General features: G+C 56.9%; 9 protein-coding genes and 1 tRNA gene. 5 read left to right on the plus strand and 5 right to left on the minus strand.

Translation table 11 applies throughout. From position 1 onward, the window contains the following. Nucleotides 1-73 precede the first annotated feature (73 nt). On the minus strand, nt 74-2,329 hold the full coding sequence (locus ABJK56_RS11640; RefSeq protein ID WP_347244841.1) for a diguanylate cyclase: 2,256 nt from the start codon (nt 2,327-2,329) through the stop codon (nt 74-76). A 631-nt stretch (nt 2,330-2,960) separates the two neighbouring features. Beyond that, the gene (locus ABJK56_RS11645) at nt 2,961-4,238 is read right to left on the minus strand and encodes a hypothetical protein (protein WP_347244842.1); all 1,278 of its coding nucleotides are present in this window, start codon (nt 4,236-4,238) and stop codon (nt 2,961-2,963) included. A gap of 445 nt (nt 4,239-4,683) precedes the next feature. On the opposite strand from ABJK56_RS11645, the gene ABJK56_RS11650 reads away from it, so the two are divergent. Then, the gene (locus ABJK56_RS11650; RefSeq protein WP_347244843.1) at nt 4,684-6,360 is read left to right on the plus strand and encodes a serine protease; all 1,677 of its coding nucleotides are present in this window, start codon (nt 4,684-4,686) and stop codon (nt 6,358-6,360) included. Between the two features lie 45 nt (nt 6,361-6,405). Here ABJK56_RS11650 and trpC read toward each other — a convergent pair whose 3' ends face one another. Together trpC and ABJK56_RS11660 are read right to left on the minus strand one after the other, a co-directional pair. Then, entirely contained in the window at nt 6,406-7,194 is a 789-nt protein-coding gene (trpC, locus tag ABJK56_RS11655; RefSeq protein WP_347244844.1) for an indole-3-glycerol phosphate synthase TrpC, read from the minus strand. 139 nt (nt 7,195-7,333) lie between these two features. Further along, a complete protein-coding gene (locus ABJK56_RS11660) occupies nt 7,334-8,122 on the minus strand; it encodes an NIPSNAP family protein (protein WP_347244845.1) in 789 nt (262 codons plus the stop codon). Between the two features lie 307 nt (nt 8,123-8,429). Between ABJK56_RS11660 and ABJK56_RS11665 the strand changes: the two genes are divergently transcribed. The 4 genes from ABJK56_RS11665 (at nt 8,430) to ABJK56_RS11680 (ending at nt 14,844) form a co-directional block, all read left to right on the plus strand. Then, the gene (locus ABJK56_RS11665; RefSeq protein WP_347244846.1) at nt 8,430-11,555 is read left to right on the plus strand and encodes a malectin domain-containing carbohydrate-binding protein; all 3,126 of its coding nucleotides are present in this window, start codon (nt 8,430-8,432) and stop codon (nt 11,553-11,555) included. A 276-nt stretch (nt 11,556-11,831) separates the two neighbouring features. Next, nucleotides 11,832-13,802: a threonine--tRNA ligase gene (gene thrS / locus ABJK56_RS11670; protein ID WP_347244847.1), complete on the plus strand. Its 1,971-nt coding sequence runs from the start codon at nt 11,832-11,834 to the stop codon at nt 13,800-13,802. 178 nt (nt 13,803-13,980) lie between these two features. Then, a complete protein-coding gene (infC, locus tag ABJK56_RS11675) occupies nt 13,981-14,502 on the plus strand; it encodes a translation initiation factor IF-3 (RefSeq protein WP_347244849.1) in 522 nt (173 codons plus the stop codon). Nucleotides 14,503-14,770: 268 nt separating this feature from the next. After that, nucleotides 14,771-14,844 (plus strand) — tRNA-Met (locus tag ABJK56_RS11680). 548 nt (nt 14,845-15,392) lie between these two features. Here ABJK56_RS11680 and ABJK56_RS11685 read toward each other — a convergent pair. Further along, a partial coding sequence (locus ABJK56_RS11685; protein WP_347244848.1) for a hypothetical protein occupies nt 15,393-16,046 on the minus strand: 654 nt, incomplete at its 5' end.

Genomic DNA, 16,046 nt, shown 5'->3' on the forward strand with positions numbered 1-16,046 from the left:
CGGGCAACGGCATTCCGAACGCCGGCTATATCCTACCTTCATGGTACAGACCAGTTGGTGGGCAGGGAAAGGGTCAGCAGAGCCAAGGCCTACCCATCGGCCATGACAGGCTTTTTTGAAACAGGTCGCGCAGGCGTGCCCAAATTGAGTATTTGTGATGGGGTTGCGCCTCGGAAATGGCCAGATAGGAACGAAAACTGGCGAGAAGTTCTTCCAACCGAGCAGCAATTTCGCGACGACGACGTTCCCGGCTGGACTTCGGCGCTATCTTGATACCGAAGCGCGACCGCGCCGGTTTTTCCTCGGTGGCGGGTTTGTCTTCGCTCATGACCACCACCATGTCGAAGCACACGGGACGGTCCGAACGGCGTCGGCTGCGGAGGGGGTTCTTGACCTCGATCTCCATTTCCAGGCGGTTTCCCTGGATTTTGCGAATTCGCGCCTGATGATCGGCAATGAATCCGTGCAGTTTTTCCATCGCCAGGGGGAGGGGAAAGGGACTGATCAGGGTCTCTTCCACCACGGTTTCTGCAGATGCAGGAGGCCACCACCAGCGCTTGGGGGTGACAGGTGCGGAGTCGCCGTTATTGCCAACTCCTAGCTGGACGACCATATTTCGGCCATTGGCCTTGGCCATGAGAAGCGCTCGGTCTGCCCGTCGCAGAATTGTTTCGGGGGTATCGCCTGGCTGAACTTCCGTGACGCCAAAGCTGGCGGTCACCACCCGGCCGTTCAGGCGAGGAATTGGTGTGCGGGTGAGGGCTTCCCGCATTTCCTCCGCGCGACGGGTGGCGGTCGCGATATCACACGCAGCACAGAGCATGACGAATTCTTCGCCGCCGTATCGTGCCACAAGGTCGCCGGACCGCGAATACCGCCGCAGCACGCCCGCCAGTGTGCGCAGTGCGTCGTCGCCGGCCTGATGACCGTAGGTGTCATTGACCTGTTTGAATCGGTCAAGGTCGCAGATGATGAGGCTGAAGGGAATTCCTCGCCGCTGGTATTGCTCCACGAAGAGCGGCAACATGCGGTCAAACTCAGCACGATTCGCGAGGTCCGTGAGTGGGTCTCGGGTAACACGTTCGCGGAAGTATTCGAGTCGTTGTTCCAAATTGATTTCCGGGGAGGCGTCATGGAGGATGGCGACAGCGCCCAAAATAGTTCCATCCTGCAGGACCACCGGCACCGCGTGGAGATCGACCGGAACCTTCTCCTGATTTCTGCCCTGCATACTGAGACGCCGCAGCACCTGGGTTCCGCATCGCAGGGCCGTGAGAACCGGGCAATCCTGCTCTGTCAGCGGTTCACCTCGCTCGCTCCGCAACCCAAGGATAGTAGGGGACCACTTTCGCGAACGCACGGCTTCCGCCATGATTCCGCTGAGCCGCTCTGCCCCCGGATTCCACTGGAGAATAAGCTCCTGAGTATCGACGAAGATGACGCCGTCCCGCATGTTCTGCAGAAGGCGGTGCTGGAAGACGGTCTCCATTTCAGGGGGCAGAATGGTTTGGGTGGGGGAGACCCATCGCCACAGATGGTTGACCGACTCAGCGTCCAGGTCGGTCAGCCACCGTCGGACGACGTCTTCTTTGGCAGCATCCAGCCCCCCCTGATAAAACCGGACAAACTCTTCAACAAGATCAGGGTCAAATTGACGGCCCGCCCCATGATACAGCTCAGCAAATGCCCGTTCCACGCTCATTGCGGGGCGATAGAGGTGATCCGTGGTCATTGCGTCGAAGGCTTCGGCGACGGCGATCATTCGTGCCGCCTCGGGAATAGCCCGTCCCCACAAAGAGTACCCCGCCCGAGTCGCGTCATACCATGCCGGTACGTTGCCCACAATTTGCAGGATGTTTTGATTGTCCGTGACGTGCCGGAGGATTTCCACGCTCATCAGCCGGGCACGGTCGACGTAGGGGATGTCTTCCGGAGTCAAGGGTCCGGGTTTAAGAAGGATTTGATCGGGCAGCCCAATAAGCCCCACGTCGTGTAATAGAGCAGCAACCTCAAGCTCATTGCGTTCCTGCTCAGTCATGCCGCGCCATTTGGCCCAGGCGGAGCAGAGGAGCGCTACCCGGAAGGAATGGATGGCCGCCGGCAGGTGACGGACGCGGAGGGCAGCAAACAGACCGGCCGAAACTCCCAGCCGAGCTGCCACGAGTCGTTCGTAATGTGCGATGTCCGGTGACCCGGTTTCCCGACCGGACGGTATGACACCCGATGAAGGCGTCCCCGTTGCCGACCCAAAAGGTTCTGTCACTCCGCCGGGCAATGGTGTCGCCTGCGTCTCGGAGGCACCGGAAGCTGGCGCCGCGATCTCGGTCATACGTGGTCCCCTTTCTCCACTGACTGACAATAGGCATCCCTCCGGTGACATGAACCGACCAGCCTCGCTCCCACCATCCGGCATCGGGTTCAAATTCGCCAAAAGCGTGTTTGCTCACCAGACAACGCTTCCCGATTAGAAACTCTGGCAAGCTCCCCGCATGTTGTGTGGCCGGTCCATCATTTCCGGATGAGTTGTCTGTTGGATGCTGGATTAAAAAGAATCCGCCTGGTCAACGATAAGCGGAGTTTTGCCAGGCGTTTGTCATTGCTCCTCTCAAAGCCTAGGTCATGCTAAAAGCGAGGTCAAACTCTGTCTCGCCAAATCAGAGAACGGAGCACGGAATCTTGTTCGCGGCGACGTTTCGGTGTGGCAAGTCCTGCCGTGTGTCAATATTTTCTCGTCCTGATGAAAAAAGGCAGCAAACGCGCCACCCCAAAATCAACAGTTGCCGAATATGGCCGTTTCCAGGGGCGAAAAACGTCGGCGGAAAAAAACCACAGGTGCGAAAAAAAGGTCAGGGCAGATCACATTCCACCCTGACCGAGGGCCAATGATGACGCCTAGCTTGGTGATAAGGCGTTAATCTCGGGACGCGGACTCTGCAAGCTCCAGGCTCTTACCACCGGGCTTACCGCCTCTGCTTTTTGTAATCGCCGACGTTGGGCATTTTGGGATGGACATCCGGTCCGAAGTACCGCAGACTCACGAGCGGCTCGGTGCCGGTATTCTCCACGACGACACCGGCTTTGGCCGCCTCATAGGTGATGTAGATTTCGTCGTCCGGCTCTTCTCCGAAGCGGATCATGATGGGTGTCTGCAGCCAGAGTTTGCTTTTCTCGTACCCCTGGACACTGATATAGCCGCATCCCTGGACGGTGATCCAGCCACTGGCTCCTGGATCGCGAAGGACGCATTTCGCGCCGGGCATCACCGTGAGCTCCTTGGCGGAGAAGAGCTGCTTGCCATCCACCAGACCGTAGACGATCCAGCGGTCGGTGTAGCCTTCTCCGGAGTTTTCCTCATCCACGATGGGCTCCAGGTAGTTGTGTTCGCGGAAGTAAGGATCGACGTTCTTTTCCCAGTCGAGTTGGTCTACGATGTAGTCGAGATCGTGCTGGTATTCCTTGGGAACGTCCTTCACGCACAGTTCCCAGGGCACGTAGCGTCCTTCGACCATTGACTGGAACATTCCAAAAACGTCCGACCCCCACTGGGGTTCATACGTGCAGCGAGACCCGGGCGCGTGGAGGACACCCGCCGGAATGAGCCAGCCGGTTCCCGGTTTCAGCCGGTATGCCCGAGACAAGTCAAGAATCCCGTTGTCCCCCTTGTTCCAGTTTTCCAGGCAGCGCTTCACGTCATCTTTGGTGACGCCGGGTTCAAGCCCCATGAAGGTGTAGTCGAAATGATTTTCGGCAGCGTTCAACTGGGGCGGGAAGTAATAGGCTTCCGGCTTACCCTCCTGGCCGGTCTTTTGCGCATGCTCCTGGCGCTGATGCATGTGATGGGGAATAGGGCCCGCGTTATCGAAAAACTTGGAATACACGGGCCAACGATGGTATTTGTTCCAGATGTCAGGCCCGACAATCTTGCCCTGACCTTCGGCCACGGCGTCCTTTAAGAGGAATCGTTCGCCTTCAAAACGAACCCAGCTTAACCCCTCATCCCAGTTGCGTCCTTCGTTGGCTGCTTCGGTTGTGCTGGCGAACCAGCGTTCGTCGATCCCACCGCGATGCGCTCCAAAAGCATAGAGGTCTTCCGTCGCCAGTTTGATACGCCGACCGGGATGCAGAAAACTCCTTGGTACCCATGTAGGGGTGAGGCGGAGGATTCCCCCTGTTGCATCCATCGCCCGGTCCAGGATTTTCCCCACGTTGTCTCGATTGTAAGGCTTCGACTGGGACATTGTGCACCTTTCTCCTTGCCGCTAGAACCCGATGGGATTAGCCAGACTCGCTATCCAACGCAACAGTCGCCACAAGGACCGCTCTCGTACGGCGTATTTTTACCCGTCAGATGCATAAAAGCAAGTTACCCGGACTCGGAGATACCAAATTCCTTCGCCCAACTTATCGCGAGAAAGGGTTACCAGTTTAAGGCGGCCAAATGCTGACTTACTGGACAAGCGATTGGAACTTCCTGGAAGTGGCGGCCGGTCGGGCGTGACGTCCTCCGAACCGCTCGCTAAGCAGTTGCCAGAGACGAGCGCAGGGCGCGGGCTGATTTTTGATCATCTCGCAGATGGGCGCGGTGCAAGTGGCAATCACCAAATCCAAAGAAATTCCCTCTGGCAAGATTAGAATAATGCCTGTAGGTTGAATCATGAGGGTCAATTCGAGCAGGACCTTTCGATGACCTGGGTGTGTCCTTATTGCCAGGGTAGGCGACCGGTTCCGCCACCCGCGACTGCGGGTCAGGCTGTCTGTCCGTATTGCCGGCGACCGGTCGTGATCACCCAGGTTGGAGAACGCAAGTCACAAAAAGGGAGCGAGAAGTCTTCCCCGCCTCCGATGGGAGTCGCACCTGACGATTCTTTTCACGACTTGCGGACGCGAATCATCCGCAGCAAAAGACAAACCTCCCGCTACTGGTGGCTTGTGGGATTTGGCGGTCTCGCGTGTCTAGGGGCTCTCATCGGAGGCGTCTGGTGGTTCGACAGCACTCAACAGCGTTTGGGACGTTCCAACAGCACAAAGGTGTTTCCCGCAACTCCCGAGAAACAGCCGCCGCCTCCCCTCCGCTGGTCGCCCCATCAAGTGTTTGTTGCCCGAACACTGGAGCAAGCCCGCCAGGCGGTGGTCAAAATCGAGATCCCGTTGGAAGCGGGAGCAGCGGTGGAAACCGGCACCGGGTTTTTTATTGGCGATCGCGGATGGATCGCTACGAACAATCATCTGGTCGAAAACATGAACAGCCGTGCATACGTTCGCTCGGCCGACGGGCAAACATATCGGATTGCCGGGGTCGTCATCCAGGCTCCCGAAATGGATCTGGCTATTCTCCAGCTCGCGGAACGTCCTGCGAAGACCACTATTCTCGACCTCAGCTATGACGGGACGCCCGCCCTAGGCACGGAAGTGTATGCCATCGGGCATCCGTACAATGTAGATTTTTCCCTTTCCCGAGGCGTGGTCAGCCGCGTTCTCACTACCGCCGAACTCATTCAAAACTTCCCCGACCACATCGTGGCCAAAATTCACTCGCCTCCCAACATGATCTGGATTCAGCATGACGCCAAAATTTCCCCCGGGAATAGCGGTGGACCGCTTCTCGACGGTGCCGGACGCGTCCTGGGGGTAAACACGTTTGTGCATCGACTGGCCCAATACGGATTCGCCAGTCACATTCGATATCTGCGGGACTTGATGGCCCGGGCAAAAGATACCCCGGTGCGTCCGCTCCCCGAGCCCAGAGCCCCGTCTTTGGAAAATGTCGCGCCAGAGCAAATCGTGGACCTGGCGCAAATCGATCCTCTTTGGAAGGCGGCCACAGGGATGGGGTGGAACCCCCAAACCCCGGATCAGTACCGGCAGATTTCTGAACTTGCCCGGATTGCCAACATCGTGAAATACCTTCAGGTTCGCGGCCAAATTCCCCAGAGTGTTCCGCCCGAAATCATCGATCGGGCTGCGACTCAGTTGGAATCCCGATTCATGTCGCTCGATCCGAATCTTTTTTCAGCCGCGGTAACGGACAAACTCAACAGTTTCGCCGTGCAATCTCTGAATCAGGTCCAATCAGGAATTGTGTGCGTCGCCACTGTGGCAAGCCCGCTCCAGGGTCAGGCAGTCCTTGTCGCAGTGGGAGAGGGCCCACGGCATCTGCTGCTTCGATTGCGTCCGGATCCTCCTCCGCTCCAGCTATCACAGCGGGTTTTCGTGGCTGGCCTCATTCTTCCCCAAGTCGCCGAGATTCGATTGGGAAGCCAGAAGGTGGCCGAACAGGCCCCGGTCATTCTGGCGATGTTCGTCATTCCCTTGGAGAGACAACCCTCTGCGGGTGATGCCCCCGCAGTGCCGGGGTTCTGAAACCGGGCGGTTTTGCCACGCACTTGTGGCAGCAGGGGGAGTAGTTCAAACCCCTCTTCCTAAAAGACGATCGAGAGCCAACCCGATGTCGGGTTCTCTCATCAAGCTTTCCCCAACGAGAACGCCTTTCACTCCGGCGGCCGCCAGCCGCTGCACATCTTCATAGCTCTGGATACCGCTTTCGCCCACGACTAGGCGATCGGACGGGATCTCCGCACGAAGGCGGATTGTGTGGTTCAAATCCACCTCAAAGGTGCGAAGGTTTCGGTTGTTAATGCCGATCAGCTTGACGCCCAGTTCTACGACACGCCGCAGATTCTCCGGTTCGTAAATTTCCACCAGAGGTGTCATTCCCCATTTGATCACCTCTTCGTAGAGTTGGGGCAGTTGCTCGTCATCCAGACATTCGGCGATCAGGAGCACTGCGTCCGCCCCGTAGGCACGGGCTTCAAGAACCTGATAAGGGTCAAGAATGAAATCCTTTCTCAACACAGGAATCTTAACTGCGTCCTTGATCCAGCGGAGGAACTCGATATGCCCCTGAAAATACGGCTCATCCGTCAGAACGCTGATGCAGGTAGCCCCGTGTTCTTCATAAATTCGGGCAATCTCCACGGGATTAAAGCTCTCTCGAATGACGCCCTTGGAAGGGCTCGCCTTCTTGACTTCGGCGATGAGCGCCACCCCTGGGGCATCACGAATGGCGGCCAGAAAATCCCGTGGTGGGGACTGTTCTTCGATCAAACGCCGCAGGTGATCTTCGGGGGCAAAAATTTTTGCCCGTTCGATCTCTTCACGTTTGGTCGCCACAATGCGTTCAAGAATAGACGTCATGGAGAAATTCCTGCCTAGTCAATCACCTGCGCAGGGGCTACCCGTGCTATCCTGTCGCTTCTCAGCGCTTGGATCAAGCCGCATCACGGAACAGGGACCGCGAGCATCGTCAGGTCATACCCACCCCACTAACAATTGCTCAAATCTGCGATACCGGACTGGGCCGAAGCATTATGTTTGTGATATTCGAAACGGTTTGCGCGTATTCCGGTTTGTCTCGGAGTTGGAGCCACTCCGGATCTTTCAGGAAAGCTGCCCAGGCCTGCTTTTGCGCTTCAATTGTGTCGAATCCCAGCATGTACGTCAGATTAGGCAATTTCGTGCCGATCAGCGCCTGTCCGAAGAAGACCGGATTCATTTTCAGGCGACGGAAAATCGCCAGTTCCCCGCCCGTGTTGAACATCTCAACCTTCTTCACATGCTTCGTGAGATTGTGACTCTCGTAAATGCGGAGCTGGAAGATGCGACTCTCGGCCGTGCTCGGCACTTCCACTTGGGGCACCCCATCAAACGCTAGGAGCAGACTGCTCTCGACGCGCTGATAAGTGGGATCGTCGAAAGAATCCTCGAGCACTTCTTTACCCGCGGTTTGTGCCCGGGGGTCAGAAAGGAGGGCAGCCATCTCCCGGATCACTGTTTCACACCTATTGTGAGGCAAAAGCACAAACAGACTGGGATCTTCACCTTCCAGATACCGGAAAACACCAACCGGCCGGATGCCGAGATTGTTCCACACAGGAATGGCCACCTCAGCCAGAAATTTTTCCAGACGATCGCGTTTTTCCGCAGTTGCAATTTGATAACGGCGGAGCTCTAGCAACTGTTTGCTCCCTTCGTTCCCATCGAGGGCCTGCGCCAACCCACTCATCGCCGTAACGGTCCCCATGCTGCCAATCATAGTAGATGCCAGAAACTCTCGCCGTTGCATAGAGCGTCTCCTTTCTCGCGCGCCAAGTCAACCAAAAAGGTGCTTTTCCATGTTGCTTACCCCAACCGTGAGAGGAGTTTTCTTGCAAAACGTCGTAGCAAACTAGCAAATCTCACGACGCTCGCGTCCCTCGTTGGGTGTTTTCCGATTGTCACAGTTTACCTGCGATTCGCAGCTTTGACTATCGGTAGCGCAGGACTATCTGTGTCGCCTCTTGCCCGTCGAGGCATCCCTCGTCAGAATGGGAGCGGCGTTTCAATTCTCGAACTTCTTCCCGTAATCGGCTTCCAAAGGAGAGGGACTGACCATGTTCAGCCTGCATCGCGCCAGACGTAGTGTCGGCAGTTTATTCCACGGCGTTGAGAACCATCGAAGCGGACTGCGGCTGGCCATGGCCGTGGTCTTTTTGGTGTGTCCCATTGTGCCCTCAGCGATGCACAATGCGATCGGACGTGCGGAGGAAAAACCGGGAGCGTCTAGCCCACCGGCGGTGATCCGCATCAGTGCTTCGGCTTCGCGGTTGGAGCGTCTCGCTGCCCTGGAGGTTCGGCGATATCTTTACCTCCGCACGGGAGAGCTGGTCCCCGTGCTCGATCAACCACCAGACGATCAATCGGCAGACGTCTTTGTGGTGGCGTGTACCGATCATCTTTCAGACGAAAAGTTGATTCCTACTGCTGTTTTGGATGCCCACCGTCCGTTGCTTGAAAATCGCGTCGCCCGGGCTGGAGATGATGGTTACCTCCTATGGACTATTCCCGGCAACCGGCGACAGTATCTGGTGATAACGGGCAGAAAGGACGTCGCGGTTCTCTACGGGGCCTACCGTCTGGCCGAACATTATGGGGTGCGTTTCTATCTGGAAGGAGATGTGGTCCCTGATCGCCGAGTGGCGTGGTCGCTTGCGCAACTAGATGAAGTCCGTCGCCCTCTATTTCAGCATCGGGGAATTCAGCCGTTCCACGACTTCCCCGAAGGACCCGATTGGTGGGGCGCACAGGAGTACAAAGCGATTCTCGCCCAGTTGCCCAAACTAGGCATGAATTTCATTGGGTTTCACTGTTATCCCGAGGGCGGTGTTGGCCCGGAACCACTCGTCTGGATTGGACAGGCTGCCGACATCGGAGAAGGCCCCCGGGTGCAATTCAGTTATCCTGCCCGACATTTCCTGACCAGCAATGTGACGGGCTCCTGGGGCTACCGTCCGATGAAAACTTCGGACTATGCGTTCGGTGCCGATCAGCTCTTTGAGGCCGATGATTATGGTGCCGACTACATGCAGGGCTCCTCTCCATGGACGGAAATGAGCATCGAGCAATCCAATCACCTTTTCGAAAAGATGGGCCGGGTCCTCAATGAGGCCTTCACCTTTGCCCAGAGTCTCGGCATTGTGACAACCGTAGGCACGGAAACGCCGCTCACGATACCCAAAGCGGTTCGCGAACGACTGAAAGCGTCAGGAAAGGATCCGTCCAGCCCGGCGGTGGTCAAAGAAGTTTATGCTGCAATGTTCAAGCGGATTATGCAAACCCATCCGCTGGACTACTACTGGTTCTGGACGCCCGAGAATTGGACCTGGTCGGGCACCAAGCCCGAAGACGTGGAGGCTACGCTCGCGGATTTGAAATTGGCCTACGAAGCGGCCAAGGAGGTGGGCGCTCCGTTCACTCTGGCGACGTGCGGTTGGGTGCTTGGCCCGACTCAGGATCGCGCGCTCTTCGATAAAGTCTTGCCCAAGGAAATGCCGGTCAGTTGCATCAATCGACAGGTGGGGCATGACCCCGTGGAGCCTGGTTTCGCCCGAGTAGTAGGGCGTCCCAAATGGGCTATTCCCTGGCTGGAAGACGACCCAGCACTCATCAGCCCTCAACTGTGGGTGGGGCGCATGAGAAAGGATGCCGCCGACGCGCTGAAATACGGTTGTACGGGGTTGATGGGAATTCACTGGCGAACGCGACAGCTTGGGCCGAATGTTTCTGCGCTGGCGGCCGCAGCGTGGGATCAGCAGGGCTGGAACCCGGAACTTGGTCTCGCGCCCGCTGCTCCGCGCCATGAGCCCGAGGGGGCTCAAGGGGGCCAGTTTGCCGCTTTTCCCGGCGTGGATTTTGCCGACACCGACGAAGATCCGATTTATCAGACTGTCCGGTACGATGTCGATGCATATCGGTTCAACGTGCCCAACGGTCGGTACCGGGTCGTTCTAAAGTTTTGCGAACCCCACTACAGCGAGGCGGGCAAGCGCGTCTTCGGCGTGAAAGTCCAGGGAAAGACGGTCATCGATACCCTTGATATATTTGCAAAAGTCGGGAAGAATCGGGCTCTCGATTTCACATTTGACGGTGTCGAGGTGACGGACGGCACCTTGGCGATTGAGTTTGTCCGTCAAGTGGAATTTCCCTGCATTGCTGGGGTTGTTATCAGCGGCCCGGTGACCCGCAAGATCAATTGCGGTGGTCCCTCTTGGAATGACTATCAGGCGGATTGGCCTCCTGCGGATCGCACAGCCCATCGTTATCTCACGTCGATCGATTTCTACCTCGATTGGGCATCAGCTCAGTTTGGGCCGGAAGTGGCCTTCGAAGCCGCGCAGATTTTCGCAGCAATTGACGGCCGACTACCGCGTCCCAGCACATGGGTCGGAGGCCCCGGCGGAATTGTTCCCGATCCTCGACCCTGGAGTGAGGTGGCCAAAGAGTATGCCTTCGTGGATGAACTGGCAGCGCTTCGAGATCGTGTCGAGGGACCCGGAAACCGGGATCGCTTCGATTACTGGCTGAATCTCTTCCGTTACATGCGGGCAAACGCCAAGCTCAATTGTTCACTCCATGCCTACAAAGCCCTTATCGCGGAATTGGCAAAACTTCAGCAGAAAAATGGCGAGCCGGTAGAGCTTCGTCGCATAGCCCGGGAAAGAATCCTTCCGCTCCGCGAGAAACTCGTGGAAAGCCTCAAAGAAGTTAACACTTATCTTCTATCGCACGTGTCCACATACGGCGGTCTAGGCAATGTCTGCAATTGGCAGCAACACGTCATTCCGATCACGTTGGGCGAGGCGGATGCCCAACTCGTGAAGCTGGTGGGTGAAGAGATTCTCGCAGATGGTTCACTCCCACGAACCTATGAAGGCCCTCCCCGCATCATCGTGCCATCTGTGCGAAGTCTCCTCAGTCGCGGAGAATCCCTCCAACTGAAGGTGATTTTGCTTGGGTGGCAAAATGCTGAAGCGAGCCTCCAGTGGCGAGCCATCGGAGCGGGGACGTATCAATCGGTTCCCCTGACCCACGTCGCACGATCGGTGTATCGGACGACGATTCCCGCGGAGCAGCTCCCGGACATCGTGGAATACTTCATCGAAGTCCGCAGCGGGGACAAAGTCACCCGGTATCCGGCAACCGCACCCGAAATTGGTCTGACGGCAGTTGTCGCACCGTAGGCTTGACAGGCACGCTGCACCTCGAGCTCGACGCGACGACGGCGATTCGAGCTGTTTTCCCCAGTCGGGCCCGAGATGATGGGGCCGGCGTTTCCGCTGGCAGGTAGCGGAAGTGGCAAACTCCAACCATACTGCCCTTTTTTTATGCGCCCGGCCACGCGATACTAAACGGGTTACAGTCCAAATTCCACAGATTTCGCAGGCGCACGAGTGATAACTAGCAGGATCAAGCCGGATCGCGCCAGGTTTTCAGCTCATGGGAGGCTGCTTGAAAGCATGGTCCAGGTCATTTTGCCCGACGGTCAAATCCAGGATTTTTCCTCATGTATTACCGCAGCTGACGTTGCCGAGCAAATCAGCCCGCGACTGGCCAAAGCGGCCGTGGCAGCGGAGGTCAACGGAAAAGTGGTCGATCTCGACGCCCCCCTTCCCGGGGATGGACCGGTGCAGCTCAAAATCCTGACAGAGCGCGACCCCCAGGCCCTGGACGTGCTGCGCCACTCCGCTGCCCACGTGATGGCCCGGGCGGTTCTGCGGCTCTTCCCAGGAGCCAAGCTCGCTTTCGGTCCGCCGGTGGAAAACGGTTTTTATTACGACATCGACCTTGATCGCCCACTCAACGAAGAAGATCTCGCACGGATTGAGGCCGAGATGGCGAAAATCGTGGAGATGGACGAGCCTTTTGAGCGGCTCGAGGTCCCGTGGGATAAGGCAGTGGAAATTTGTCGCGATCTTGGCCAGCCGTACAAGGTGGAGCACCTCCAAGAGGGTCTCGCCAACGAAAAAACGGTTTCTTTCTATCGTCAGGGCGAATTCCTGGACCTGTGCGAGGGGCCGCACATCCCCTCCGCAGGGCGACTCAAGGCGTTCAAACTGCTTTCGGTGGCAGGAGCTTACTGGCGTGGGGATGCCTCGCGACAGCAGCTCCAGCGGCTCTATGGAACAGCCTGGTTCAGCAAAAAAGACCTCGACGATTATCTCCTCCGACTGGAGGAAGCCAAAAAACGCGATCACCGCGTTCTGGGAAAGCGCCTCGAACTGTTCACGATTGACCCGATGGTGGGTTCGGGACTCATTCTGTGGCTGCCTAAAGGCGCAATCATTCGTAAACAACTGGAAGATTTTCTCTACGGGGAGCTCCTCCGCCGGGGGTACCAGGCGGTGTATACCCCGCATATCGGGCGCGTAGAGCTATACCAGACTTCCGGCCATTATCCATATTACGCGGACAGCCAATTTCCCCCCATCCAAATGGCCGACGGCGAACGGTATCTCCTCAAACCGATGAACTGTCCGCACCACATCATGATTTACAAGTCCCGGCCACGCAGTTACCGAGAATTGCCACTCCGGCTGGCGGAATTCGGCACGGTGTACCGGTTCGAACAATCCGGGGAACTCACCGGGATGACCCGCGTGCGTGGCTTCACCCAGGACGATGCCCATATTTTCTGCACAGAAGATCAGGTGCCCGAGGAGTTCCGCGGTTGCCTGGAAATGACGCAGTTCGTCCTTCAAACACTCGGATTTACAGATTACCGTGTTCGGCTAAGCCTCCGCGATCCGAAGAGCAACAAATACGTGGGCGATCCCGAAGTCTGGGAACGAGCGGAGTCAGCGCTCCGACGGGTGTGTGAAGAAATGAATCTACCGAACCTGGAAACGGCCATCGGTGAGGCCGCATTCTATGGTCCTAAAGCGGATTTTATCGTGTCCGATTGTATAGGTCGCGAATGGCAGTTGGGCACCGTCCAGTTGGACTACAATCTCCCCAGCCCGCAGCGATTCAATTTGGAGTACATCGGTCCAGACAATCGTCCGCATCAGCCGGTGATGATCCATCGAGCTCCATTTGGATCCCTGGAACGATTCACCGGAATTTTGATCGAGCATTTCGCGGGAGCCTTTCCGCTCTGGTTGGCTCCGGAACAGATTCGAGTGCTGACCGTCAGCGAAAAATTCGAAGAGTACGCTCGACAGGTGGAACGCCAATTTCGGGAAGCGGGACTGCGGGTGGTCGGAGACTACCGCGCCGAGAAGGTGAGCGCCAAAATCCGCGACGCACAGCTCGAGCTGGTCCCCTATATGGCGGTCATTGGAGGCCGGGAACAAGAGCAGGGAACTGTGGCCCTGCGGGAACGACGGAAAGGGGACCTGGGGGCCTTCCCCGTGGCGGCTGTCATTGCAAAATTGCAGGAAGAAATCCGACTGAAGATAATACCCCGTTATGACGACGCCCGAAAATAGAGGAAGGGCCATGCCTTTCCAGGAAAACCTGCCGGGGGACGGGGTGCGGGGTGTTGACGTTTCGGCCATGTGTGTTCATACTCAAGTGTCAAACGTCCTGCTGGAAAGGGCGTTAACGAGGGATAGGTGATTAACGGTTTTGGTGGTTTGAGTGTTTGGCTGAAAGAGGAGTCCAACAATCGAGGAGAAAACTTATCGCGTCAATGAGCGGATCCGCAGTCCGTCCGTTCGGCTGATTGGTCCCGATGGCCAACAGATGGGGATTGTCAGCCGTGAAGCGGCCCTCGCAGCGGCGAGGGAAGCGGGGCTTGATTTAGTCGAGGTGGCCCCCCACGATAACCCGCCTGTCTGCCGCATTCTCGACTTCGGCAAATTCAAATACATGCAGAAAAAGAAGCAGCAGAAGTCGCATGCGGCTCAAATGAAAGTTAAAGAAATCCGGGTCCGACCGGGAACCGGGGAAGCCGACCTCAATGTGAAGATCAACCGCGCTCGGGAATTCCTGACAAAGGGCGATAAAGTCCTCATTTCGGTGATGTTCCGAGGACGGGAAGCCGCCCATATGGAGGAAGGCGAAAAAGTCCTTAACCACATCCTGGAGCGGTTGATGGACCTCGGTAAGCTTGAGGGGACAATAAGCCGGCAGCCCAAGCGGATCGTGTGCACGATCCTGCCTAATGCGAGGTCCGGATCGTCGTGAGAATTGAGGAGCGTTCGTGCTCCTGAGATGTCCCGCCTGATTTGCTGTCCACCGGAGAGGGTGCTAGGATTCCAAGTTGCGCTGGGTGAGAGTTGCGTCCGGGGGCCTGCTGACACGATCCGCGGAACCAGCGATGTGGGTCGCACCTGGTCCGATTGGGTGCTGCGTTTGCGGGTTTTTCGGCACAATATCCCCTCTGGACGAGGTTGCCGAGAGGGCTTAGAATCAAAAATGAACGCTGGAAAGTGAATCCCAGCGTTCGTCGGATCGCGGGGTGGAGCAGCCAGGTAGCTCGCAAGGCTCATAACCTTGAGGTCGCAGGTTCAAATCCTGCCCCCGCAACTAAGTCGCCTCCCAATAGCAACTTGCAAGGGGCTCAAGCAACGCTCTCGATCGCCGCGTGGGGCGAGTCTCCGGGTATTTTGGCAGCCGGAGCAGGCACTTGCTGGCCGGTTTGTGTGCGGTCGGTAAGGGAGCTCTTGTTTACCCGCTTCGCTTGGCGCAAGTGTTGCGGCTCCAGGGGATTGTCTTATCTGACCCCATATTGGCGGGCTCTGGATAGCGGTTGAAACTAAGGCGACGGTTCCTGGTCATTTACAATCGACCTGAGGCACAATCGCGATTCGATCGATCAGGCTGGCGGAGGATATGGCGTGTTCCACTGCGGCCAGCAAGATGGCTCTCAGAAGCACGTCGACCAGTCCCCCCTGAACGCTGTGAAGGTGCCAGGCTGGCACTGCCGAACTACACGTCCTCCCACTTCTCTCGGGTTCAGTCGAGAAACTGGGTGAAGAACCTTCTGATCCATCGGCCAGCGCGTCCACCGCATTTAAAAAGCAGAACCTTCCGGAAGGACCTGGGAAGTATCTGGGGTGGTTTTTGGTTAGTAGTCAAAACTTGATGATCCCCGCGCGGCGGAGCTCAAGGGCCACCTGAATGACCTCAAGCATCTCCGGCGTATAGCGAACACCGATCGCTTGTTTTAGCGTAACACCAGGGGAAAAGACGGTCTGCGGTCCCAATCGGTAGTCCAACACGTCGGGGTTGATAAACTGAGGTTTGAAAAGGAACGAACCGGCGCCTATTGTGGCTTTTTCCGCCACGCCCCGAATCAAGCCACAAGATTGGATAGTAATGTCCGGGGTATCTCCTATCACCTCCTGAAGAACACAAGAATTGAAGATAACTGCCCCCTTTTTAACCCTAATGAGGTTTAAAAACGCGCAATTTTTGACGCGCGTCGGAGAGTTGAACGCGACGCATCCTCGCGTTAGAGCATTTTCGATCGTGCTTTCACCCTCTCCTTGGACCTCAAACCCATGTGTGGGCTCGAGCATAATTAAGCCGTTAATTTCTACCGGTGCCCAAAGACCTAGCGAGCCACCAACGTACCCCACTAAACAGGCGCGAATCTCACTTCCCGAAGCGAGGAAGTGATACTCTCCTCCTGCCCAAATAACCTGGCGAAGAACACAGGATTGTTCGGCACGCAGTGCATGGGCAGGATGTCCGCCCCAAGCGGCATGAATAATTGCCAAATGTTC

This window comes from Thermogutta sp. (genome assembly GCF_039793925.1).
GTDB lineage: Bacteria > Planctomycetota > Planctomycetia > Pirellulales > Thermoguttaceae > Thermogutta.